The organism is Aeromicrobium panaciterrae, assembly GCF_039537165.1.
Classification (GTDB): Bacteria; Actinomycetota; Actinomycetes; order Propionibacteriales; family Nocardioidaceae; genus Aeromicrobium; species Aeromicrobium panaciterrae.
Map to the genome: position 1 here is coordinate 252297 of NZ_BAAAZZ010000002.1, position 20534 is coordinate 272830.

Annotated in this window: 23 protein-coding genes and 1 tRNA gene; 6 read left to right on the top strand and 18 right to left on the bottom strand. The window is 67.8% G+C overall.

Translation table 11 applies throughout. The features are described from left to right. Positions 1–6 precede the first annotated feature (6 nt). The 13 genes from ABD683_RS01665 to ABD683_RS01725 all read right to left on the bottom strand — a co-directional run bounded on the left by ABD683_RS01665 (position 7) and on the right by ABD683_RS01725 (position 11418). Positions 7–240: an AtpZ/AtpI family protein gene (locus ABD683_RS01665; RefSeq protein ID WP_344766737.1), complete on the bottom strand. Its 234-nt coding sequence runs from the start codon at positions 238–240 to the stop codon at positions 7–9. A gap of 125 nt (positions 241–365) precedes the next feature. Beyond that, the gene (locus tag ABD683_RS01670) at positions 366–1487 is read right to left on the bottom strand and encodes a glycosyltransferase family 4 protein (RefSeq protein WP_344766739.1); all 1122 of its coding nucleotides are present in this window, start codon (positions 1485–1487) and stop codon (positions 366–368) included. Positions 1488–1490: 3 nt separating this feature from the next. Continuing rightward, complete coding sequence (locus tag ABD683_RS01675) at positions 1491–2141, bottom strand: L-threonylcarbamoyladenylate synthase (RefSeq protein ID WP_344766741.1); 651 nt, start codon at positions 2139–2141, stop codon at positions 1491–1493. Between the two features lie 79 nt (positions 2142–2220). Then, positions 2221–2715, bottom strand: a complete 495-nt coding sequence (locus ABD683_RS01680; protein ID WP_344766742.1) for a VTT domain-containing protein — start codon at positions 2713–2715, stop codon at positions 2221–2223. Between the two features lie 22 nt (positions 2716–2737). Beyond that, complete coding sequence (gene prmC, locus ABD683_RS01685; protein ID WP_344766743.1) at positions 2738–3586, bottom strand: peptide chain release factor N(5)-glutamine methyltransferase; 849 nt, start codon at positions 3584–3586, stop codon at positions 2738–2740. Further along, a complete protein-coding gene (gene prfA / locus ABD683_RS01690) occupies positions 3583–4656 on the bottom strand; it encodes a peptide chain release factor 1 (protein ID WP_344766746.1) in 1074 nt (357 codons plus the stop codon). The genes prmC and prfA overlap by 4 nt, the downstream gene beginning before the upstream one ends. A gap of 78 nt (positions 4657–4734) precedes the next feature. Further along, complete coding sequence (rpmE, locus tag ABD683_RS01695; RefSeq protein WP_309968218.1) at positions 4735–4941, bottom strand: 50S ribosomal protein L31; 207 nt, start codon at positions 4939–4941, stop codon at positions 4735–4737. 119 nt (positions 4942–5060) lie between these two features. Next, positions 5061–5543 carry a glutathione peroxidase gene (locus ABD683_RS01700; RefSeq protein ID WP_344766750.1) on the bottom strand — a complete coding sequence of 161 codons (483 nt, stop codon included), beginning with the start codon at positions 5541–5543 and terminating at the stop codon, positions 5061–5063. A gap of 22 nt (positions 5544–5565) precedes the next feature. After that, positions 5566–6069: a methyltransferase family protein gene (locus ABD683_RS01705; protein ID WP_344766752.1), complete on the bottom strand. Its 504-nt coding sequence runs from the start codon at positions 6067–6069 to the stop codon at positions 5566–5568. A 90-nt stretch (positions 6070–6159) separates the two neighbouring features. Then, positions 6160–7968 carry a transcription termination factor Rho gene (gene rho, locus ABD683_RS01710; RefSeq protein WP_425548473.1) on the bottom strand — a complete coding sequence of 603 codons (1809 nt, stop codon included), beginning with the start codon at positions 7966–7968 and terminating at the stop codon, positions 6160–6162. Between the two features lie 180 nt (positions 7969–8148). Beyond that, the gene (gene thrB / locus ABD683_RS01715) at positions 8149–9015 is read right to left on the bottom strand and encodes a homoserine kinase (RefSeq protein ID WP_344766754.1); all 867 of its coding nucleotides are present in this window, start codon (positions 9013–9015) and stop codon (positions 8149–8151) included. A 19-nt stretch (positions 9016–9034) separates the two neighbouring features. After that, positions 9035–10099 carry a threonine synthase gene (gene thrC / locus ABD683_RS01720; RefSeq protein WP_344766756.1) on the bottom strand — a complete coding sequence of 355 codons (1065 nt, stop codon included), beginning with the start codon at positions 10097–10099 and terminating at the stop codon, positions 9035–9037. Next, positions 10099–11418 (bottom strand): homoserine dehydrogenase, encoded by a 1320-nt coding sequence (locus ABD683_RS01725; RefSeq protein ID WP_344766757.1) that lies wholly within the window; start codon positions 11416–11418, stop codon positions 10099–10101. Before ABD683_RS01725 ends, thrC begins: the two co-directional genes overlap by 1 nt. Before the next feature lie 139 nt (positions 11419–11557). On the opposite strand from ABD683_RS01725, the gene ABD683_RS01730 reads away from it, so the two are divergent. Both ABD683_RS01730 and ABD683_RS01735 read left to right on the top strand, forming a co-directional pair. Next, on the top strand, positions 11558–12046 hold the full coding sequence (locus tag ABD683_RS01730; RefSeq protein ID WP_344766758.1) for a hypothetical protein: 489 nt from the start codon (positions 11558–11560) through the stop codon (positions 12044–12046). Positions 12047–12140: 94 nt separating this feature from the next. Further along, entirely contained in the window at positions 12141–12701 is a 561-nt protein-coding gene (locus tag ABD683_RS01735) for a hypothetical protein (RefSeq protein WP_344766759.1), read from the top strand. On the opposite strand, the gene ABD683_RS01740 is transcribed toward ABD683_RS01735, so the two are convergent. Continuing rightward, positions 12702–14051 carry an MFS transporter gene (locus tag ABD683_RS01740; protein WP_344766760.1) on the bottom strand — a complete coding sequence of 450 codons (1350 nt, stop codon included), beginning with the start codon at positions 14049–14051 and terminating at the stop codon, positions 12702–12704. Further along, the gene (locus ABD683_RS01745) at positions 14048–15028 is read right to left on the bottom strand and encodes a zinc-binding dehydrogenase (RefSeq protein ID WP_344766762.1); all 981 of its coding nucleotides are present in this window, start codon (positions 15026–15028) and stop codon (positions 14048–14050) included. Before ABD683_RS01745 ends, ABD683_RS01740 begins: the two co-directional genes overlap by 4 nt. Before the next feature lie 100 nt (positions 15029–15128). On the opposite strand from ABD683_RS01745, the gene ABD683_RS01750 reads away from it, so the two are divergent. Genes ABD683_RS01750 through soxR form a run of 3 tightly spaced genes read left to right on the top strand, consistent with a single transcriptional unit; the run spans position 15129 to position 16613 of the window. Next, entirely contained in the window at positions 15129–15827 is a 699-nt protein-coding gene (locus ABD683_RS01750; RefSeq protein ID WP_344766764.1) for an AzlC family ABC transporter permease, read from the top strand. Continuing rightward, complete coding sequence (locus ABD683_RS01755; RefSeq protein ID WP_344766766.1) at positions 15824–16138, top strand: AzlD domain-containing protein; 315 nt, start codon at positions 15824–15826, stop codon at positions 16136–16138. Before ABD683_RS01750 ends, ABD683_RS01755 begins: the two co-directional genes overlap by 4 nt. A 19-nt stretch (positions 16139–16157) precedes the next feature. Continuing rightward, the gene (gene soxR / locus ABD683_RS01760) at positions 16158–16613 is read left to right on the top strand and encodes a redox-sensitive transcriptional activator SoxR (protein ID WP_344766768.1); all 456 of its coding nucleotides are present in this window, start codon (positions 16158–16160) and stop codon (positions 16611–16613) included. Positions 16614–16625: 12 nt separating this feature from the next. On the opposite strand, the gene lysA is transcribed toward soxR, so the two are convergent. From lysA to ABD683_RS01775, 3 genes are all read right to left on the bottom strand, one after another. Further along, a complete protein-coding gene (lysA, locus tag ABD683_RS01765) occupies positions 16626–18023 on the bottom strand; it encodes a diaminopimelate decarboxylase (protein ID WP_425548474.1) in 1398 nt (465 codons plus the stop codon). Further along, the gene (argS, locus tag ABD683_RS01770; RefSeq protein ID WP_344766772.1) at positions 18020–19708 is read right to left on the bottom strand and encodes an arginine--tRNA ligase; all 1689 of its coding nucleotides are present in this window, start codon (positions 19706–19708) and stop codon (positions 18020–18022) included. The genes lysA and argS overlap by 4 nt, the downstream gene beginning before the upstream one ends. Positions 19709–19975: 267 nt before the next feature. Next, the gene (locus tag ABD683_RS01775; protein WP_344766773.1) at positions 19976–20353 is read right to left on the bottom strand and encodes a response regulator transcription factor; all 378 of its coding nucleotides are present in this window, start codon (positions 20351–20353) and stop codon (positions 19976–19978) included. 83 nt (positions 20354–20436) lie between these two features. On the opposite strand from ABD683_RS01775, the gene ABD683_RS01780 reads away from it, so the two are divergent. Next, positions 20437–20508 (top strand) — tRNA-Arg (locus tag ABD683_RS01780). Positions 20509–20534: the final 26 nt, after the last annotated feature.

Here is a 20534-nt window from a genome sequence, read left to right on the forward strand (position 1 = left end):
TGCTGCTCATGTGCTGAGGAAGCGCTTGATCTGTCGCCAGGCGCTGATGAAAGCCGTGACCATGCCGATGCCGATGCCCGAAAGGACGAAGACCGGCGAGGTGTTCCAGTGTTGATCTGCGAGGAACCCGAGGACGAGACCCGCGACGATGTTGCCGACGAAAAGCATTCCGAGACCGACGAGTCGCCAGACTCCAAGAGTGGCCGCGTCAGGAGAACCGTCGAGTCGTTCATCGTTCATCGTTGGTCGTCATTTTCGGCGGCCATCCTCGGTGGTTCGGGGTCACGAGCGAGGCTCGCAATCTGTTCGTGAAAGTTATCACGAGCGCCAAACGCGCTCCAACTTGGGATGCCCCTCGGCCACACCTAGGACCAGAGCTTCTCGTCCAGCTTGGGCAGCAGGAAAACGGCGGCCGCGGTGAGCACGGCCAGGAAGCTGAAGCCGGCGATCGACTGCCAGCCGCTGAACAGGCTGATCACGACGCTGCCGAACGCCACCAGGCCCGCTCCCGCATACATCAGCAGCACCGCGCGGCGGTGCGAGTGGCCGATCTCGAGGAGTCGGTGATGGATGTGCATCTTGTCGGGGCTGAACGGCGAGCGGCCCGCCCTCGTACGCCGGACGACGGCGAGCGCGAGGTCGACGAACGGCACCAGCAGGATCGTGAACGGCAGCAGCAGCGGCAGCAGGGCCGGCAGGAAGCTGGCCTCGGCGCCGGCGACACCCTCGGAGAGGCTGGTCGCCGGGAACTGGCCCGTCAGGCTGATCGACGAGCAGGCCAGGACGAAGCCGATCAGCATCGAGCCGGAGTCGCCGATGAACATCCGTGCCGGGAAGAAGTTGTGCGGGAGGATCCCGATGCAGGCTCCCGCCAGCGCGGCCGTGAGCAGCGCCGCCGCGATCGCGCGGGTCTCACCGTTCTCGACCGCGAGCACGAACGCGTACGCAAAGAACGCCACGGCACCGATCGCGACGATGCCGGCGGCGAGTCCGTCCAGTCCGTCCACGAAGTTGACCGCGTTGGCGGTGCCGACGATCAGCAGCACCGTGAAGATCATCGCCTGGACCTGGTCGAGGCCCAGGTAGTTGCCGTACAGCGGGAGGTAGAAGAACTGCACGCCCTGCGTCACCACGATGATCGCGGCGAGCACCTGCCCCGCGAACTTGCTCAGCGCATCGAGCTCGAACAGGTCGTCGATGATGCCGACCAGGCAGATGACGGCGCCACCGAGCAGCACGCCGCGTACCGGGCCGAACACCGTCGAGTCGGCCAGGGAGAGGAACGGCAGGTGCATCGAGACGAGGAACGCGGCCAGCAGCCCGCCGAACATCGCGGGGCCGCCGAAGTACGGCGTCGGGATCGCGTGCACGTCACGATCGCGGACCCGGGCGACGGCGCCGAAACGTACGGCGAGCATCCGGGCGATCGACGCGAGGAGGTAGGTGACACCGAGGGAGATGCCGAAGACCACGAGATATTCGCGCACAGGTCAGCTGACCTCGTCCGGCGGCTCGATCGTGTTGTTGTAGGCGTGGAGCGTCTCGAGGGTCACTCCCCCGGCCCGCAGGATTCGCGGGGTCGAGCCGGTGGCGTCGAGGATCGTGGACGGCACTCCGGACTTCGAGGGGCCGCCGTCGAGATAGACCGCGACCTTGGTGCCGAGCATCTCCTCGGCCTCCTCGATCGTCTGCGCGGGTGGCTGGCTGGTGATGTTGGCGCTGCTGACGGCCAGCGGGCCGGTCTGCCCGAGCAGCGCCAGCGCGCGCTCGTCGTCGGGCATGCGTACGGCCACCGTGTTGTGGGTCTCGCCGAGGTCCCAGGTCAGCGATGACTGCTGCTTGAGGATCACCGTGAGCGGCCCGGGCCACAGCGCGTCGACGGCGGAGCGCAACCACGACGGCACTTCGCTCGCCAGTGCGTCGAGCGTCGTCGGCGCGCCCACGAGCACGGGAGGCGGCATGCGGCGGCTTCGGCCCTTGGCGTCGAGCAGGCTCTGCACGGCGTGCGGCGAGAACGCATCGGCGGCAAGCCCGTAGACCGTGTCGGTCGGCAGCACGACGAGGGTGCCTGAGTCGAGTGCCGTCTTGGCGGCCTTGAGCCCCTCGTCGAACTCCTCGGGCACGCTGCAGTCGAACTTCACGCGGCCAAGCATAGGTGCCGCCGGACCATCAACCGGTTGGAACGGTGGGTTCGCGCCCACGACGTCAGAGCGTCGATGGTCAGAACCAGCTGATGCCGTGGAGGAGGAAGGCGATCGCGAGGAACTGGATCAGCCGCCCGACGAACACCATCGTGAGGAACAGCCACTGGGGCTGTTTCGACGCCCCCGCGATGATCGTCACGATGGCCAGCGGCGGGATGCCGGTCAGCGACGAGACGAACGCCGTGAGGGCGCCCGCGTACGGACGGTCGAGCAGGGTCAGCAGCCAGTCGCTCAGCCGTCGGACCTGGGCGAACAGCTTGTTGCGCGGCGGTTTGCGCTCCACAGTCGACCGGATCTTGCGGCTGCCCGCACGGGCAAGCTGGAAGACGAACGCCTTGCCGATCACGGTGGCGATGACGAGCGCCAGGATCGCGAGGACCAGAGTCAGTCGGCTGTCGACGGTGGCGCCGAGGCTGCCGACGAACAGCTCGGCATTGACGAAGATCGGCAGCAGTGCCGATCCGATGCCGACGGCGAACGCGGCGCCGAAGAGTGCAAGGTCGCCGCCCATAAGAGCCCCAGACTATCCGGCGCTATGCGAGAGGTTTGGTTGCCGTCACGTAGCGAGGTCGGCGCGCCAGATCGAGGTTGTCACGCACGCTGGTCCAGCGGCCCGTGAACACCTCCGGCGCCGACTCCCCCTGGGCGTCGGCATGCTCGGCGCCGACGACTCCTCCGGGCTTGAGGAGTCGCCACGCCGTCTGCTCGAGCACCCGCATGGCGTCGAGCCCGTCGTCGCCCGACCACAAGGCGAGCGACGGATCGTGGTCGCGAACCTCGGGCGCGACGCTCTCCCACGCATCGAGCGGGATGTACGGCGGGTTGGCGACGACGATGTCCACCGTGCCGTCGAGGTCGTGGAACGCATCGGCCATGTCGCCGAGCCGCAGGTCGACCCCCGTCTCGACGAGGTTGCGCTGCGCCCACTCGTATGCCGGCTCGTCGATCTCGACGGCGTGCACCCGCGCCGCCGGGACCTCGTGCACGATCGACAGCGAGATCGCGCCGGAGCCGGCGCACAGCTCGACGACGACGGGATCAGTCAGCACCTTGGCCCGGTCGATCGCCCATCCCGCCAGGAGCTCGGTCTCCGGACGGGGCACGAAGACGCCCGGACCGACCTCGAGGTCGACGTAGCGGAACGCGGCAGAGCCGGTCAGGTGCTGCAGCGGGATACGGGTGGCGCGGGCATCGACGAGCTTGAGGAACGCGTCCTTCTGAATCCCGTCAGGCCTGGCCATCGTGACCAGCGACATGCGGGGCACACCTGTGACATGGCTCAGCAACGACTCGGCGTCATGCCGTGCCGACTCGACGCCGGCGGCCTCGAGGATCTCGGTCGCCTCGACGAGCAGTCGTTCGGCCTGCGTGCGTACGGTCACTCGCCGACGGCTTCGAGGCGTGCCGCGAGGTCCGCCTCGACGAGCGAGGTGATGACGTCGTCGAGGGCGCCGTCCATGACCTGGTCGAGGTTGTAGGCCTTGAAGCCGGTGCGGTGGTCGGAGAGACGGTTCTCGGGGAAGTTGTAGGTGCGGATGCGCTCGGAGCGGTCGACCGTACGGATCTGCGACTTGCGGGCATCCGACGCCTCGGCGTCAGCCGCGGCCTGGGCAGCCTCGAGCAGGCGAGCCCGCAGGATGCGCATGGCCTGCTCACGGTTCTGCAGCTGGCTCTTCTCGTTCTGGCAGCTCGCGACGATGCCGGTCGGCAGGTGTGTGATGCGTACGGCCGAGTCGGTCGTGTTGACGCTCTGGCCGCCGGGGCCGGACGAGCGGTAGACGTCGATGCGCAGGTCGCTGTCGTGGATCTCGACGTCGATGTCCTCGGCCTCGGGCATCACGAGGACGCCGGCGGCCGAGGTGTGGATGCGGCCCTGCGACTCCGTCACGGGGACGCGTTGAACGCGGTGCACGCCACCCTCGAACTTCAGCTGCGCATAGGGCGCCATGCCGGGCTCGGGGTTGCCCGTCGCCTTGACCGCCATCGTCACGGACTTGTAGCCGCCCAGCGCCGACTCGGTGGAGTCGAGGATCTCGGTCTTCCAGCCGCGCTGCTCGGCGAAGCGCGCGTACATGCGCTGCAGGTCGCCGGCGAACAGCGCCGACTCCTCGCCGCCTTCGCCGCCCTTGATCTCCATGAGGACGTCCTTGGAGTCCGCAGGATCGCGGGGTACGAGGAGGCGCTGGAGGCGTTCGCTGAGCTCGGTGATGCGGGGTTCGAGCGCATCGGCCTCGGCCGCGAACGTCGGGTCCTCGGCCGCCAGCTCGCGCGCTGCCTCGAGGTCGTCGGTGGCCTGCTGGTAGTCGCGGTAGGTCTTGACGATCGCGCTGACCTCGGCGTACCGCTGGCCGAGCTTCTTGGCCAGACCCTGGTCGGAGTGCACGGCAGGATCAGACATCTTGCGCTCGAGCTCAGCATGCTCGGCGACGAGCGTCTCGACTGCTTCGAACATCACGCACTCCTTCCGATCGGCGGGGACAACGACAGCGCCGACCCTAGCCAGATGGCTGGGGTCGGCGCTGGAACGTTGCTACTTCTTGGCGTAGCGCTTCTCGAAGCGGGCCACGCGTCCGCCGGTGTCGAGGATCTTCTGCTTGCCGGTGTAGAACGGGTGGCAGGCCGAGCAGACGTCGGCGCGCAGGACGCCCTCGGGCGCAGTGCTCTTGGTCGTGAACGAGTTGCCGCAGGTACAGGTGACCTGGGTCTCGACGTAGTCAGGGTGAATGCCTTGCTTCATGATGTCCTCTCGCGGCGCTGGGTCGTCTCGCTGAATGCGGTCCGTGAACCAGAACCAAGGGTCAATTGTGCCAGTTGGCGTAGGTGTAACGCGAATCGGTGCCCGAGCATTCCCGCCGGTCAGGCAGGCAGGAGCTTCTCGATGTCGCCCTTGATCTTCTCGGGGGTCGTCGTGGAGCCGTAGCGCTTGACGACGTTGCCCTCGGTGTCGACCAGGAACTTGGTGAAGTTCCACTTGATCTTGCTCGGGCCGAGGCCACCCTTCTCTTCCTTCAGCCACTTGTAGAGCGGGTGGGCGTCGTCGCCGTTGACGTCGATCACGGAAAACAGCGGGAACGTCACGCCATAGTTTTTCTCGCAGAACGTCGCGGTGTCGGCGTCGTCCTCGGGGTTCTGATGGCCGAACTGGTCGCTCGGGAAGCCGAGCACCACGAGTCCCCTGTCGACGTACTCCTTGTAGACCGACTCGAGGCCCTTGAACTGTGGGGTGAATCCGCAGTGCGTCGCGGTGTTGACGACGAGCACCACCTTGCCCTTGTAGTCGGCGAGCTGCTGCTCGGTGCCGTCGATCGCGGTCGCGGAGAAGTCATGCAAAGAGGTCATGAACCAAGCGTAGTTGCGCCCTTCAACCAGTGCTCGCCGATGTGGATCCGTCCCACGGAGTGAGCCGCGGCCACCAGCCCGGAACTGCGGCGAGGTAGTCGTCGTACGACGCCCCGTAGGTCTCCCGTAGCGTCGGCTGCTCGTAGAACGTGACGAACGAGAACACCAAGGCGAAGAACGCGACCAGATAGCCGGCCACGGCCCAGCTGGTGAAGATCACGGCCTGACCGCCGATGATCGCGCCGACGAAGAGATACATCGGGTTGCGGACGAACCGATAGAGGCCTCCGACGACCAGCTCCTCCGTCGGTGCGATGGGTGCCGGCGTGCCTCGACCTTCACGTACGAACTGGGCGAAAGCGGCGATGACGCCCCACACTCCAAGAACGACGAGCGCGCATCCCGCGATGACCATCGCCAGCGGGCCCGGGTCACGGTCACCGGCAATCCACCAGGGAAGGAGTCCGCCGACCACGCCCGGTGCCGCGAAGAAGAAGACCACGGTTCCCCATGCCGCCTTGCTCATGCCGGGAAAATATCAACACTTGTTGAATTAGGTCAATCCTTGCAGCACACAGCCCGGCACCCCGTGGGGATGCCGGGCTGTGTGAGTGACTCAACTGCCGTGAGTGCTTGCCTCGGGCATCGTCTTGTTGATCTGCATGAGGAACTCGACGTTGCTGTCGGTCTTCTTGAGCTTGTCGAGGATCAGCTCGAGGCCCTGCTGGCCCTCGAGGCCCGACAGCACCCGACGCAGCTTCCAGACGACAGCGAGCTCGTCCTTGCCCATGAGCAGCTCCTCGCGGCGCGTGCTCGACGCGTCGACGTCGACGGCCGGGAAGATGCGCTTGTCCGCGAAGTCACGACGCAGGCGGAGCTCCCAGTTGCCGGTGCCCTTGAACTCCTCGAAGATGACCTCGTCCATACGCGACCCGGTCTCGACCAGCGCGGTGGCGAGGATCGTCAGCGATCCGCCGTCCTCGATGTTGCGAGCAGCACCGAAGAACTTCTTGGGCGGGTAGAGCGCCGACGAGTCGACGCCACCCGACATGATGCGTCCGCTCGTCGGGGCAGCGAGGTTGTAGGCGCGACCAAGACGCGTGATGCCGTCAAGCAGGAGCACGACGTCATGACCAAGCTCGACGAGACGCTTGGCACGCTCGATCGCGAGCTCGGCGACCATCGTGTGGTCAGTGGCCGGTCGGTCGAACGTCGAGGCGATGACCTCACCCTTGACGGTGCGCTGGAAGTCGGTGACCTCCTCCGGACGCTCGTCGACGAGGACGATCATCAGGTGGACCTCGGGGTTGTTCTCGGTGATCGCATTGGCCACCTGCTGCATGATCATCGTCTTGCCGGCCTTGGGCGGCGACACGATGAGGCCACGCTGGCCCTTGCCGATCGGGGCGACCAGGTCCACGACGCGACCCGTGATGCCGCCAGCCTCGCCCTCGAGGCGCAGGCGCTCCGACGGGTAGAGCGGGGTCAGCTTGGAGAACTCGACGCGCTTGTTGCTGTCGTCGATCGTCATCCCGTTGACCGAGTCGATCTTGACCATCGGGTTGAACTTCTCCTTGCGCTCGCCCTCGCGGGGCTGGCGCACCTGGCCGATGACGGCGTCACCGCGACGGAGTCCCCACTTGCGGACCATCGTCAGCGACACGTAGACGTCGTTCTCGCTGGGCAGGTAGCCCGTCGTACGGACGAACGCGTAGTTGTCGAGGATGTCGAGGATTCCGGCGGCCGGTACGAGGATGTCGTCCTCGGTGAACGTCGGCTCGGCTTCCATGCCACCGCGTCCACCGTTGCGGTTGCGACCGCGACGGTTGCGACGACGACCTCCGCCGAACTCGTCATCGTCGTCATCGGGCTGGTTGCGGTTCTGGTTGTTCTGGTTGCGGTTCTGCTGGTTGCCGCCGCCCTGCGCGTTCCCGGCGTTCTGGTTGCGGTTGCGGTTCTGCTGGTTGCCGCCGCCCTGCGCGTTCGCAGCGTTCTGGTTGCGGTTGCGACCCGGGTTGTCGCCTTCGCCCGACTCGTCGTTCTTGTCGGCCTTGGACTCGGCGTCCCGGGGCTCGTCGACCTTGCTGGCCTTGTCAGCCTGGGGCTCGTCGACCTTGTCGACCTTGCTGGCCTTGTCAGCCTGGGGCTCGTCGACCTTGCTGGCCTTGTCGGCCTGGGGCTCGCCGGCCTTGTCGTTCTTTTCCGTCTTGGCCGGGCCGTTGTCGCCGCGAGCCGTCTTGATGGCGTCGATGAGGGCGCCCTTGCGCATCTGCGCGGCGCCGTCGATACCGAGGCCGCCGGCGATCTCCTGCAGCTCGGCGAGCACCTTGCCACCAAGTCCTCCCCCGGACTTCTTGGGGGCCGCCTCCGTCACTGCGTCAGCAGCCGGGGTCAGGGTGTCAGGTGTCGTGGATGTTTCTGTCACGTAGGTTCCTTTGAATGAGGCCATCGGCCGAATCTGCTGCCAGCACCGTGGAGGGCTGGCAGATCACATAAAAGGCTTGCCCGTATCCGACGGGCTTCTTTAATGGCTTGCCGGGGAGTAGAACTCGACTCCGGCTCTTCCACTGTAACACCAGGGCCGGCTCCTGCATTCCCCCATGGTTCAAGTCACAGCGATGTGTGCACCTTCGGCGTCGACGCCCAGCTCGCGCATGGTCCAGCCGTCCGGAAGGCGGTCGGCGAGACCCCGTGAGAACGCCAGAACCGTGGGGCCGGCACCGGAGATCGTGGCCGCGATCCCGTCCTCGCGAAGGCTCGACATCAGGGCGTACGACGCTGGCATCGCGCTCGACCGGTAGGACTGGTGGAGCCGGTCCTCCGTTGCGGCGAGCAGCAGCTCGGGAGCACCGCTGAACGCCCGTACGAGCAGTGCCGCGCGACCGGCGTTGGCCGCGGCATCCGCATGCGGAACCGACTCGGGCAGCAGTCCGCGAGCCTTCTCGGTGGACACCGCGTCGGAAGGGATGAAGGCCGTGACCTCGACGTCTGCGTCGATCCGCGCGACTCGCGCCGACGCGCCCTCGAGCCACGCGATCGTCAGACCTCCGAACATCGCTGCTGCGACGTTGTCGGGGTGACCCTCGAGCTCAGCGGCGAGCTGGAGCTCGTCGACCTCGCCACCTTCTGTCAGGGCACGGGCGAGGACGACACCGGCCACGATCGCTGCCGCTGATGAGCCGAGTCCGCGGCCGTGCGGGATCTCGTTGGCGCACGCCAGCCGGAGCCCGGAGGGTCGCGTGCCCAATGCGTCGAACGTCGCATTCATGGCGCGTACGACCAGGTGCGATTCATCGAGCGGAACGCCGTCAGCGCCTTCCCCGCTCACCGAGATCTCGAGTCCCGACGGCGTCACCTCGGCGGTGACCTCGTCGTACAACGTGAGTGCCAGGCCCAGCGCATCGAAGCCCGGGCCGAGGTTGGCGCTGGAGGCCGGGGTCCGTACGGTGACCGGTCCGGCGACGAAGCTCACTGCCCGCCGCCCGGCAGCATCACGACAGCCCGGCGGCTGCGGCCGCTGCGTCGACGTCGGCCTCGATGACGGCGTCGACGATCGACCCGATGCCCGACAGCGCGGTGTCGACATCCTTGAGTCCGTGACCCGTGACGGTGACGACGATCTTCTGACCCGCCTCGACCTGCCCGGCCGACGCGGCTGCGACGAGCCCGGCCACACCCGCCGCGGATGCCGGCTCGACGAACACGCCGTCATGAGACGCGAGATCGCGCTGTGCCTGCAGGATCTGCTCGTCGGTGACCGACTCGATGCGACCACCGGAGTCGTCACGGGCGGCGACGGCGAGATGCCACGAGGCGGGATTGCCGATGCGAATCGCGGTGGCCACGGTCTCGGGGTGCGGGATCGGCGCGCCCTGGACGATGGGGTCGGCGCCCTGGGCCTGGAATCCCCACATCAAGGGGGTCTTGGACGCGATGCCCGCGTCGACGTACTCGCGATAGCCCAGCCAGTAGGCCGAGATGTTGCCGGCGTTGCCCACCGGCAGTACGTGGACGTCGGGAGTGGCACCGAGCGCATCGACGATCTCGAACGACGCGGTCTTCTGTCCCTGCAGGCGTACGGGGTTGACCGAGTTGACCAGCGCGACGGGATAGCGCTCGGCGAGGCCGCGCGACAGCTGGAGGCACTCGTCGAACCCGCCCTTGACCTGGATGATCTCGGCGCCGTGAATGACGGCCTGCGCCATCTTGCCGGCGGCGATCTTGCCGTGCGGCACGAGCACGATCGGGGTGATGCCCGCACGAGCGGCATAGGCAGCCATGGATGCCGAGGTGTTGCCCGTCGACGCACACACGACGGCCTTGGCGCCCTCGCCGACCGCGACCGAGAGCGCGAGTGTCATGCCGCGGTCCTTGAACGAACCGGTGGGGTTGTCGCCCTCGACCTTGAGCCATACGTCACCGTGCACCAGGCCGGACAACCAGGCCGAGTGCACGAGCGGCGTGCCGCCCTCGCCCAAGGTGATGACCGGGGTCTCGGCCGTGACGGGCAGCCAGTCACGGTATTCCTCGATCACGCCACGCCACAGGTGTGCCATCAGAACCCTCCCTCGACGCGCATGACGGACGAGACGTCACGCACCATGTCGAGCTTGCGCAGTGCCGCGACCGTCGCGGACAGGGCTGCATCGTCGGCCTCGTGGGTCACGATGACGAGCTGTGCGTCAAGGCCCGAGCCCTCCTGGCGCACGGTACGGATCGACACGTCGAACTCGGCGAACGCGTGCGCCACCGTCGCGAGTACGCCCGCACGGTCATCGACGTCGATCGCCACGTGATAGCGGGTGCGCGCGCGTCCGATGTCGAGCACCTCGAGCTGGGCGTGGGTCGACTCCCCCGGGCCGAAGACGTCATTGCGGCGGTTGCGGGCCACCGACACGACATCGCCGAGCACGGCGCTCGCCGTGGGGGCACCGCCCGCTCCGGGGCCGTAGAACATGAGCTGCCCGGCTGACTCGCTCTCGACGAACACCGCGTTGTAGGCACCGCGGACGCTCGCCAGCGGGTGCGAGAGCGGGATCATCGCGGGGTGTACGCGGGCTGACACCGCGGCACCGTCAGGAGTGTCTCGCTTCTCGCAGATTGCCAGCAGCTTGACGACACAGCCCATCTCGTTGGCCGAGCGGATGTCGGCGGCGCTGACCTCGGTGATGCCCTCGCGGTGCACGTCGCCCAGCGTCATGCGCGTGTGGAACGCGAGACCCGACAGGATCGCCGCCTTGGCCGCGGCGTCGAATCCCTCGATGTCAGCGGTCGGGTCTGCCTCGGCATAACCGAGGCGCTGCGCATCGTCGAGCGCCTCGGAGAACCCGGTGCCGTTGGTGGTCATCGCGTCCAGGATGAAGTTGGTGGTGCCGTTGACGATGCCGAGAACCCGCTGGACCGAGTCGCCCGCGAGCGACTCACGCAGCGGACGCACGATCGGGATCGCGCCGGCGACAGCAGCCTCGAAGTAGAGGTCGCGCTCGGCCTTCTCGGCCGCCTCGAAGAGCGTCGCGCCGTCCTCGGCGAGCAGTGCCTTGTTGGCGGTGACGACGGACGCACCGTTCTCCAGCGCTGAGAGCATCAGCTCACGGGCGGGCTCGATGCCGCCGATCACCTCGATCACGACGTCGAGGTCGCCCCGGCTGACGAGTCCGGCGGCGTCGGTGGTGAACAGGTCAGGTGAGATGTCGAGGTCGCGCTCACGGCCGAGCCGGCGTACGGCGATGCCGACCAGCTCGAGCGGTGCCCCGACGCGTTGCGCCAGCTCCTCGGCGTCACGGGTCAGCAGGCGCGCGACCTCGGTGCCCACGACTCCGCACCCCAGCAGGGCAACGCGAAGCGGGCGACCGGAAGACCACGACGAGGCGCTCACCGGTCAAGGGTATCGGCGCGCGCCGCCAGCCGCGGCACTCCCCGGATAGATGGACACCCGACACACGACCGAGGCCGTGTTGGAACCGTCAAGGGCCGTTGGATAGCGTCGTCCCACACCCACGAGGAGGCTCCCAACGATGCGTCGGTCGACCCAACGAAAGCTGAACAACATCGGCCTTGTGGCGATGGTGGTCGGAGCCATCGTGGTCGGCGCGTTCGCACTGAAGCTGCTGCTCGACACGCGACCGGACGCTCCCAAGGCCAGCGAGACGCTGGGCCCCATCGAGTCCGAGGTCCTGCCGACCGACACGGCCGAGCCAGTCATCCCCACGCAGCCGACCTCCACCGCACTGGGCAGTGGCAAGCACGAGGTCAAGATCTCGGTGAAGTCCGACGGCGCCATCCGGATCGGCTACAAGTTCACCGGCGGCAAGGAAGGACTCAAGGACGCGACCAAGTCGTTCTCGGTCACCGACAACGTGCCCGGCTCGGCCGGACTGGCACAGGTCGGCGTCCAGCTCCTCGACGGTGCAACCAACGCGACCTGCACCATCACGGTCGACGGGATCGAGAAGTCCACCGGCAAGACGACCAACCAGGCCTCGGTTGCGGTGTGTGGAATCTGAACGTGTCTCAAATCGCATAACCCCTGACATTGGGGGCTCGTTGAACCGCTGAGGTCGACGCACCACGTCGGCACGCTCCGCGGAAGAGGAAACCATGCGCCGGTCCACCCGACGAAAGCTCGACAAGATCGGTCTGGCGACGATCGCGGTCGGAGTCGTCGTGATGGGCGCGTTCGGGCTCAAGACCCTCATGGACAGCGGCTCCGACCCAGCCGCGGGCACACCCGACGGACAGGCGTTCATCCCGTACGAGACCGATCTCGAACCCGAGACCACCATCACGCCGTCGACACCGGCGACCACCCCGATCCCGCTGACCGGCACCGTCGGCGACGAGGATCCCCTGGCGGGTGTGCGACGTTTCGGCATCGCCGGGGACGACAACACCCCCCACAAGGTCACGATCACCCTGCAGTCGGACGGCAGCATGTACTTCGGCTTCCGCTTCTACAAAGGCGATGAGGGCTACCGCTACGCCAGCCGCAAGATCTCCATCACCAACACCGTCCGCGGGTCCCGCACCCTCGTGCAGGTCGGTGTGAAGTACCAGCAGAACGCGACCTACGCGAAGTGCACGATCTCGGTCGACGGCGTGCCGATCGTGTCCCGCTCCACCAAGGGCACGAAGTACCAGGTCACGGTCTGCGTCGCCTGATCAGCGCGCCTCGAGACGGGTCGACACCACCACGGCAGTCGCCGCGGTGACGGCGGCCAGCACGAACACCAGCACGTAACCCGTCATGGCGTGACTGGTGAGCATGATCGCGAACACCACGCTGCCGATCGCGAGCACCAAGGACTGGACCACGGCGTCGCTGGTCTGCATCGCCGCGGAGTTGACACCCTGCTCCCCCGCCGGCGAGTGGTCGAGAAGCAGCACGCCAAGCGTCGATGCCGCCATGCCCATACCAAGTCCCCCCACGCTCCAGATCACGACGATCGCCACGACCGGGACGGTGTCGATGAGCGTCAGGGCGCCTGCGGTGGTGCCGACCAGCACGCAGAACGCCCCCAGCCGTACGCGGAGCAGCTTGGACTCGAGGGCCTTCAGGTTGGCGGCGATGATCGATCCGAGGGACCAGCTCACCGCGGCACTGGTGAGCAGCAGCCCGGCCTGCGACACGCTGAGGCCACGATGCTGCACGAGGGACAGCGGCACGTAGGTCTCGGCACCGAAGAATCCGGCACTCAGCAGGCTCCGCGTCGCGATGATGCTCGGCAACCCCCGCCGGCCGAGCCAGGTGCCACGGGGCAGCAGCCGCGGTCCGTACACGAACGTCACCGCGATGGCTGCCACGAGCAGCACGGGCCACCACGTCACGCCGCGCTGTCCCGCGACGCTGACACCCAGGATGCCGGCCGCCGTGAACGCCGCCCATCCAACCCGGCGACGGTCGCTCGTCACGTCCGGATCGCCGTCGAGCCGGCTCAGCGCCTGCCAGATCAGGCCTACCGAGGCGATCGCGATCAACGGGACGCCGAGGAACACCCACCGCCAGCCGACCAGGTCGGCGATGAACCCGGCGATGACGGGACCGACCAGGGCCGGGAGGACCCAGGCGCCGGTCATCACGGTCCACACGCGTGCCCGCAGGTGGTCCGGGAAGACCTTGCCGATCACGACGTACAGACCGACACCGATGAACCCGGAGCCGAGTCCCTGGACGCAGCGGCCGACGAGGAAGAGCTCCATGGTCGGCGCGAGACCCGCGATCACCAGGCCGGCCGCGAAGATCGCGACGCCGGCGCGCAGCGCACCGCCGGGACCCTGACGGTCCATCATCGGACCGGCGATCGTCATCGAGATGACGCCGATGGCGGACGTCGCCGCGAACGCGAGTGCGTAGAGGCCCAGTCCGTCGAGGTCGTCGGCGACAGCTGGCATGATCGTCGCCACCGCCATGGCCTCGAACGCGACGAGGAAGGCCAGCGAGAAGATACCGGCGACGACGCGTCCGTACGGTCCCAGCCAGAGGCGTTCGCGCGGCTGGGCGTCGACCGTCACAGCCGGGCGTCCGGTACGAGCACGACCTTGCCGTGAGTCCGGCGCTCGACCAGGTCGAGGTGGGCTGCCGCGGCGTCCGACAGCGCGTACTGCGAGCCGACGAGCGGCACCCGCGATCCGTCGCCCGCCTTGGCCAGCGCCTCCTCCTCGAGGGACCGGATGCCTCCGGGGCGGGCCATCATCTGCGGACCGAGCATCATGCTGACGGTCCGGTCGGGGTCGTCGTACGTGGTGGGCTCCTCGCCGTGCCACCCGTACTGCATCATCCGGCCGCCGGGCGCGAGCAAGCCGAACGCGGCATCGGCGGGAGCCCCACCCACGCCGTCGAACACCAGGGTCGCCAGGTTGCCACCCAGCTTGCGCCGAACGATCTCGTCCCAACCGTCGATGCGGTAGTCGACCGCCATGGCAGCGCCCTGTTCACGGGCGATGGCGACCTTGTCGGCGCCTCCGGCGAGGGCGACCGAGGTCGCACCTGCCTCGTTCACGGCCTGAATCAGCAGGACGCCGATCCCACCGGCGGCCGACGTGATCAGCACGATGTCGTCCGCACGGATCGGCGCCTGGTCGAGGATGCCCGCAGTCGTACGTCCGGTGCCGATCGAGGCCACGGCGGTGGCGTACGACATGCCCTGCGGGATCTCGTGGAGGCTGCCGACCGCGGCGAGTGCCTGCTCGGCATATCCGCCGCTCGCCATGCCGAGGTGGGCCACAACGCGTTCACCCAGCCATGACTCGTCGACACCCTTGCCGACGAAGTCGATGCGGCCGGCCACCTCGCGGCCAGGAGTCATCGGGAGCTCGAGCGGCTTGTGCACCGCACTGGTGAATCCGGCGCGCAGTGACGTGTCGATGAAGTGCACGCCGATCGCGTCCACAGCGATGCGGACCTGTCCCTCACCTGGCTCGAGGTCCTTGACCTCTTCGTAGCGGAGCACCTCGGGTCCGCCGAGCTCGTACTGTCTGATCGCGTGCATGGTTCTCCTCCGTCGTGGTGAGACCACTTGACAACCTCAAGCGCAGTTGAGGTCAAGCCCGGCGCGCAGGGCTCGGTGTGCCGAGTGGCACGCTGGGTCCGTGGCAAGCGCTCCCCTCCCCGATGGCGAAGATCCCCGCGCCGCATTCATGGCCGGCGCGCGAGCTGCCATCCCGTACGCCGCCGTCGGCCTGCTGCTGTCGGCATCGTTCGGCGTCGTCGCCCGTGACGCGGGGTTCCCGATCGTCGCGGCGATCGTCATGTCGGCGATCGTTTTCGCCGGCTCGGCCCAGTTCACGGCGGTCGCGATCCTGGTCGGTGGCGGCACTGCGGGCGCCGCGATCGCTGCGGCCGCCTTGATGAATTCACGCTTCCTGCCCATGGGCATCGCGCTCGGCCCTTCCCTGCCTGGCTCGGCTCCGCTTCGCGCCGCGCAGGGTCAGACCGTCGTCGACGCGTCGTGGGCCATGGCGAACCGAGGCGACGGCACGTTCGATCGCTGGTTCCTGTTCGGCTCGACCGCACCGCAGTACGTCTGCTGGGTGGCCGGCACGACACTCGGCGCGTTCGGCGGCGACCTGCTGGGCGACACGTCGCGGTTCGGTCTGGACGCGATGTACCCGATGTTCTTCCTCGCCCTCCTCATCGCCGAGATCAAGAGCCGGCGCGCAGCCGGAGTGGCGCTGGCCGGATCGGTGCTCGCACTGGCCCTGGTCGAGCTCGTACCCGCCGGAGTACCCGTGCTGGCCGCGAGCCTGGTCGCGCTCTGGGGCCTGCGCCGGCCGAAGCAGGCAGCATGACGAGCACGATCTGGTGGACCATCGTGGGCGCCACGATCGTGACGGCGGTGATCAAGGCGTTCGGCCCGGTCGTCATGGGCGGACGCGAGCTCCCGCCACGCATCAGCGGTGTCATCATGCTGATGGCTCCCGCGCTCCTGGCAGCCCTGGTGGTCACGAGTGTCCTCGCCGACGGCGACGAGCTGCACGTCGGCGCCGACTTCGTGGGCGTTGCCGTCGGAGGGTTGCTGATGGTGTTCGCCCGTGCCGGCATCCTCACGGCGGTCCTCGTCGCGGCCGCCCTCACGGCGGTGCTCCGGCTGATCGGATGACCTCAAGTATCGTTGAGGTATGAGCAACACCGAGATGCGCCACCGGGAGCTCACCCCCGGTGAGACGGCCGAGCGGGCGGGGGTCGCGGTCTCGGCGCTCCACTTCTACGAGCGCCAAGGCTTGATCACGAGCCGTCGCACGGCGGGCAACCAACGCCGCTACCACCGCGACGTGCTGCGCCGCGTCGCCTTCATCCGGGTCTCGCAGAGCCTCGGCATCTCGTTGGCACAGATCGAGGAGGCACTCTCGACCCTGCCGGAGGGTCGGACCCCGACCAAGGCCGACTGGGCCCGCCTGTCGGCCCGCTGGCGTCCCGAGCTCGATGCGCGCATCCAGCAGCTTCAAGGACTGCGCGACCAGCTCGACGGCTGCATCGGCTGCGGCTGCCTGTCACTCAAGAGCTGCTCGCTCTACAACGCCGAGGACGGCCTCAGCTCCAGCGGACCGGGTCCACGACGACTGCCGCACACCTGACGTCAACCCGCCTCAGCCGAGGTCGAGGGCGAGCAGGTCGTCCTCGGTCTCGCGTCGCACGATCACCCGGGCTTCGCCATCGCGTACGGCGACAACGGCGGCGCGTGGCACATGGTTGTAGTTGCTCGCGAGCGAGCGGCAGTAGGCACCCGTCCCGGGCACGGCGAGCAAGTCGCCGGCCTTGACGTCACCGGGCAGGAACTCGTCCTTGACCACGATGTCGCCAGACTCACAGTGCTTGCCGACGACGCGGCTGAGCACGGCGGGCGCGTCGGAGCCACGCGATGCCAGCGTGCAGGAGTAGTCGGCGCTGTAGAGCGCAGGGCGGATGTTGTCACTCATGCCACCGTCGACGGAGACGTACCGGCGTGATGCACCACCATCGAGCGCCACGGTCTTGGTCGTGCCCACCTCGTACAGGGTGAACGTCGAGGGCCCGGCGATGGCGCGGCCCGGCTCGATCGACAGCTGCGGCACCTCGATGCCCATCGCCGCGCACTCGTCGTCGACGATCTTGAGCATGCCGCGAGCGAGGTCCTCCGGCGTCGAGGGATCGTCCTGGGTCGTATAGGCGATGCCGAAACCGCCGCCGAGGTCGAACTCGGGCAGGACCACGCCGAGCTCCTTCTGGATCTGCGCGTGCAGGCGCAGGACGCGGCGGGCAGCGACCTCGAAGCCGTCCGTGACGAAGATCTGCGAGCCGATGTGGGAGTGCAGTCCGAGCAGCTCGAGACCGGGATCGGCGATCACCCGGCGTACGGCATCGAGCGCGTCGCCTCCGGAGATCGAGAAGCCGAACTTCTGGTCCTCGTGCGAGGTCGAGATGTATTCGTGCGTGTGCGCCTCGACTCCGGCCGTCACACGCACCATGACAGGCGCGGTGACCCCGAGCTCGGCAGTCAGCTGGGCGAGCCGCTCGATCTCCTCGACCGAGTCGATGATGATCCGGCCGACACCGACCTCGAGTGCACGGCGCAGCTCGGCGACCGACTTGTTGTTGCCGTGCAGGCCGATGCGCTCGGGCGGGAACTCAGCCTTGATCGCCACGGCGAGCTCACCACCCGTGCAGACATCGAGGTTGAGACCCTCCTCGGCGATCCACCGAGCAGCGGCGACGCAGAGGAACGCCTTGCCGGCGTAGAACACGTCGGCGTCGGGGAACGCCTCCTTGAAGCTGCGCGCACGACGGCGGAAGTCGTCCTCGTCGACGATGTAGACCGGCGTGCCGAACTCGGCGGCCAGCTCGGTCGCCGACTCGCCCGCGACCGTCAGTACGCCGTCGACCTTGGAGACGTTGGACGCCCACAGGTGCGCGACGAGCTCGTTGGGGTCCTCGGGCGTACGCAACCAGGCCGGTCCGCGATCGCCGGACTGACCGTGCAGGGCACCTGCCTCGTGGCTTCGCATCACATGCGCTCCGGGGCCGAGACGCCGAGCAGCCCGAGGCCGTTGGCGATGACCTGACGCGTCGCAGCGACCAGCATCAACCTGGCCGCATGCGATGCGTTGGGTGCCTCGTCAGCTTCGGGAAGAACGCGGAACTGCACACCCTGACGCCCTCGTCCGTCGTTGTAGAACTGATGGAACGCCGCCGCGGTGTCTTCGAGATAGCGCGCGACGCGGTGCGGCTCGCGAAGCTCAGCCGCCTGCGTCACGATCTTCGGGTAGCCAGCCAACGATCGCAGCAGCGCACCTTCATGCTCGGTCGCCAACAGCGCAGGATCGAACGAAGACTCGTCGATCTCCACCCCAAGTTTCGGTGCGTCTCGCAGCATTGCCGACAGCCGCGCGTGGGCGTACTGCACGTAATAGACCGGGTTGTCGCTGTCCTGCTTGGCCCACAGATCGAGGTCGAGGTCGATCGTGGAGTCCATCGAGTAGCGCGCCAGCGCGTAGCGGGCCGCGTCGACGCCGATCGACTCGACGAGGTCCTCCATCGTGATCACGGTGCCGGCGCGCTTGCTCATCCGCAGTGGCTCGCCGTCGCGTACGAGGTTGACCAGCTGGCCGATCAGGAGCTCGAGGTTGACCTTGGGGGTGTCACCGAACGCGGCGCACATCGCGAGCATCCGCGATACGTAGCCGTGGTGGTCGGCGCCGAGCATGATGATGCAACGGTCGAAGCCGCGCTCACGCTTGTTGAGGTAGTAGGCGAGGTCGCCGGAGATGTAGGCCGGCTGGCCGTCGGACTTGATGACGACGCGGTCCTTGTCATCGCCGAAGTCGGACGTGCGCAACCACGTCGCGTCGTCCTGCTCGTACATCATCCCGAGCTCCCGCAGCCGCGTGATCGCACGATCGACGGCACCGGACTCGTGCAGGTCGTTCTCGTGGAAGTAGACGTCGAAGTCGACGCCGAACTGGTGCAGGCTCTTCTTGATCTCGGTGAACATCAGCTCGACGCCCTCGGCGCGGAACGTCTCGAGTGCCTCGGCGTCGGGCAGCGCCGCCGCACCGGGGTGGCTGGCGAGCACGGTGTTGGCGATGTCTGCGATGTACTGCCCGCCGTACCCGTCCTCCGGCGCCTCTTCACCCCGTGCGTCAGCCAGCAGCGACCTGGCGAACCGGTCGATCTGCACGCCGTGGTCGTTGAAGTAGTACTCCCGCGTGACGTGGGCACCGATCGCGGTCAGGATGCGGCCGAGCGAGTCGCCGACCGCGGCCCACCGGACACCGCCGATGTGGATCGGGCCGGTCGGGTTGGCGCTGACGAACTCCAGGTTGACTCTCTGACCTGCGTAGAGGTCGCTCGTGCCGTAGGACGCACCGGCCGCGACGATCTGCGGCGCGAGGGCGCCCTGGGCACCTGCGGCGACGCGGATGTTGAGAAATCCGGGACCGGCGATCTCGGCGCTGGCGATGCCGTCAGCGCTGGCGAGCTCGTCGGCGAGCAGCTGGGCGAACTCACGCGGGTTCATGCCGGCGTTCTTGGCCAGACGGAGCGCGATGTTGGTCGCGTAGTCGCCGTGCTCGCGCACCTTGGGGCGCTCCACGAGGACTTCGCTCGGTACGCCATCGGGCAGCACGATCGTGCCCGCCCCGCTGAGCGAGGAGAGCGCGCCGACGATCACTGCTGAGAGCTGCTCGGGAGTCACCCACCAAGCCTATCGGCCCGGGTCACCGCCCCTGAAACGCGGACGACCCGCAGGGCTGCACTCGCCTCCGTGGAGGTAGGAGTGCGGACCGGGTGGACTACTCGGTCTCCCTGCGGGTCGGGTGGCTGCGGGATTTCGCCCGCCGCCGGCTGCAAGCCCTGCGGCTAGCGGACAGCCACCTCACATGTCCAAGAGCTACTCATTCCTGGGACCACCTCCTCTCCGTGTACGGCAACCGTACGTCGCCGAGGGGCGGTGCTCAAGGACTTACGAGAGTCGTTCCAGGACCGAGCTGACGGTCTCGACCATGTGGTCGGGATCGAACGGTTTGGTGATGTAGGCATCGACACCGGCGTCCATGCCACGCTGGATGTCGGCGGGATGGCCCTGCGTCGAGATCATGATGATCGCGATCTTCTCGGTACGCGGGTCGGCGCGGATCGCAGTGACCGTGGCGACGCCGTCCATCCGCGGCATCATCACGTCGACCGTGATGGCGTCCGGGAGCACCTCCGTACGGCTCAGGACCTCCAGGCAGTCGACGCCGTCGACCGCCTCGTGGACGTCGAATCCGGCGAGCTCGAGATTGGTCCGGATCAGAAAGCGGATCGAGGCGGTGTCATCGACGACGAGCACTCTGGGCACGGGACTCACGGTAGTCCCCGTGCGATAGGCTCACACGGCAGTTGGCCCCACCGACGGCAGTCGGTTTCTTGACTGTCTGGCGGGCCCCCGTAGCTCAGGGGATAGAGCGCCGCCCTCCGGAGGCGGAAGCGCAGGTTCGAATCCTGCCGGGGGCACAGGCGAGTTTGGCAAGACCTTGCAG

Excerpts from the sequence above, each read along its gene's own strand:
- ABD683_RS01665 (WP_344766737.1), bottom strand. The coding sequence starts at position 240 with ATGAACGATGAACGACTCGACGGTTCTCCTGACGCGGCCACTCTTGGA.
- ABD683_RS01680 (WP_344766742.1), bottom strand. The coding sequence starts at position 2,715 with ATGGGCGGCGACCTTGCACTCTTCGGCGCCGCGTTCGCCGTCGGCATC.
- prfA (WP_344766746.1), bottom strand. The coding sequence starts at position 4,656 with ATGTTCGAAGCAGTCGAGACGCTCGTCGCCGAGCATGCTGAGCTCGAG.
- rpmE (WP_309968218.1), bottom strand. The coding sequence starts at position 4,941 with ATGAAGCAAGGCATTCACCCTGACTACGTCGAGACCCAGGTCACCTGT.
- ABD683_RS01700 (WP_344766750.1), bottom strand. The coding sequence starts at position 5,543 with ATGACCTCTTTGCATGACTTCTCCGCGACCGCGATCGACGGCACCGAG.
- ABD683_RS01705 (WP_344766752.1), bottom strand. The coding sequence starts at position 6,069 with ATGAGCAAGGCGGCATGGGGAACCGTGGTCTTCTTCTTCGCGGCACCG.
- thrC (WP_344766756.1), bottom strand. The coding sequence starts at position 10,099 with ATGGCACACCTGTGGCGTGGCGTGATCGAGGAATACCGTGACTGGCTG.
- ABD683_RS01730 (WP_344766758.1), top strand. The coding sequence starts at position 11,558 with ATGCGTCGGTCGACCCAACGAAAGCTGAACAACATCGGCCTTGTGGCG.
- ABD683_RS01735 (WP_344766759.1), top strand. The coding sequence starts at position 12,141 with ATGCGCCGGTCCACCCGACGAAAGCTCGACAAGATCGGTCTGGCGACG.
- ABD683_RS01745 (WP_344766762.1), bottom strand. The coding sequence starts at position 15,028 with ATGCACGCGATCAGACAGTACGAGCTCGGCGGACCCGAGGTGCTCCGC.
- ABD683_RS01755 (WP_344766766.1), top strand. The coding sequence starts at position 15,824 with ATGACGAGCACGATCTGGTGGACCATCGTGGGCGCCACGATCGTGACG.
- soxR (WP_344766768.1), top strand. The coding sequence starts at position 16,158 with ATGAGCAACACCGAGATGCGCCACCGGGAGCTCACCCCCGGTGAGACG.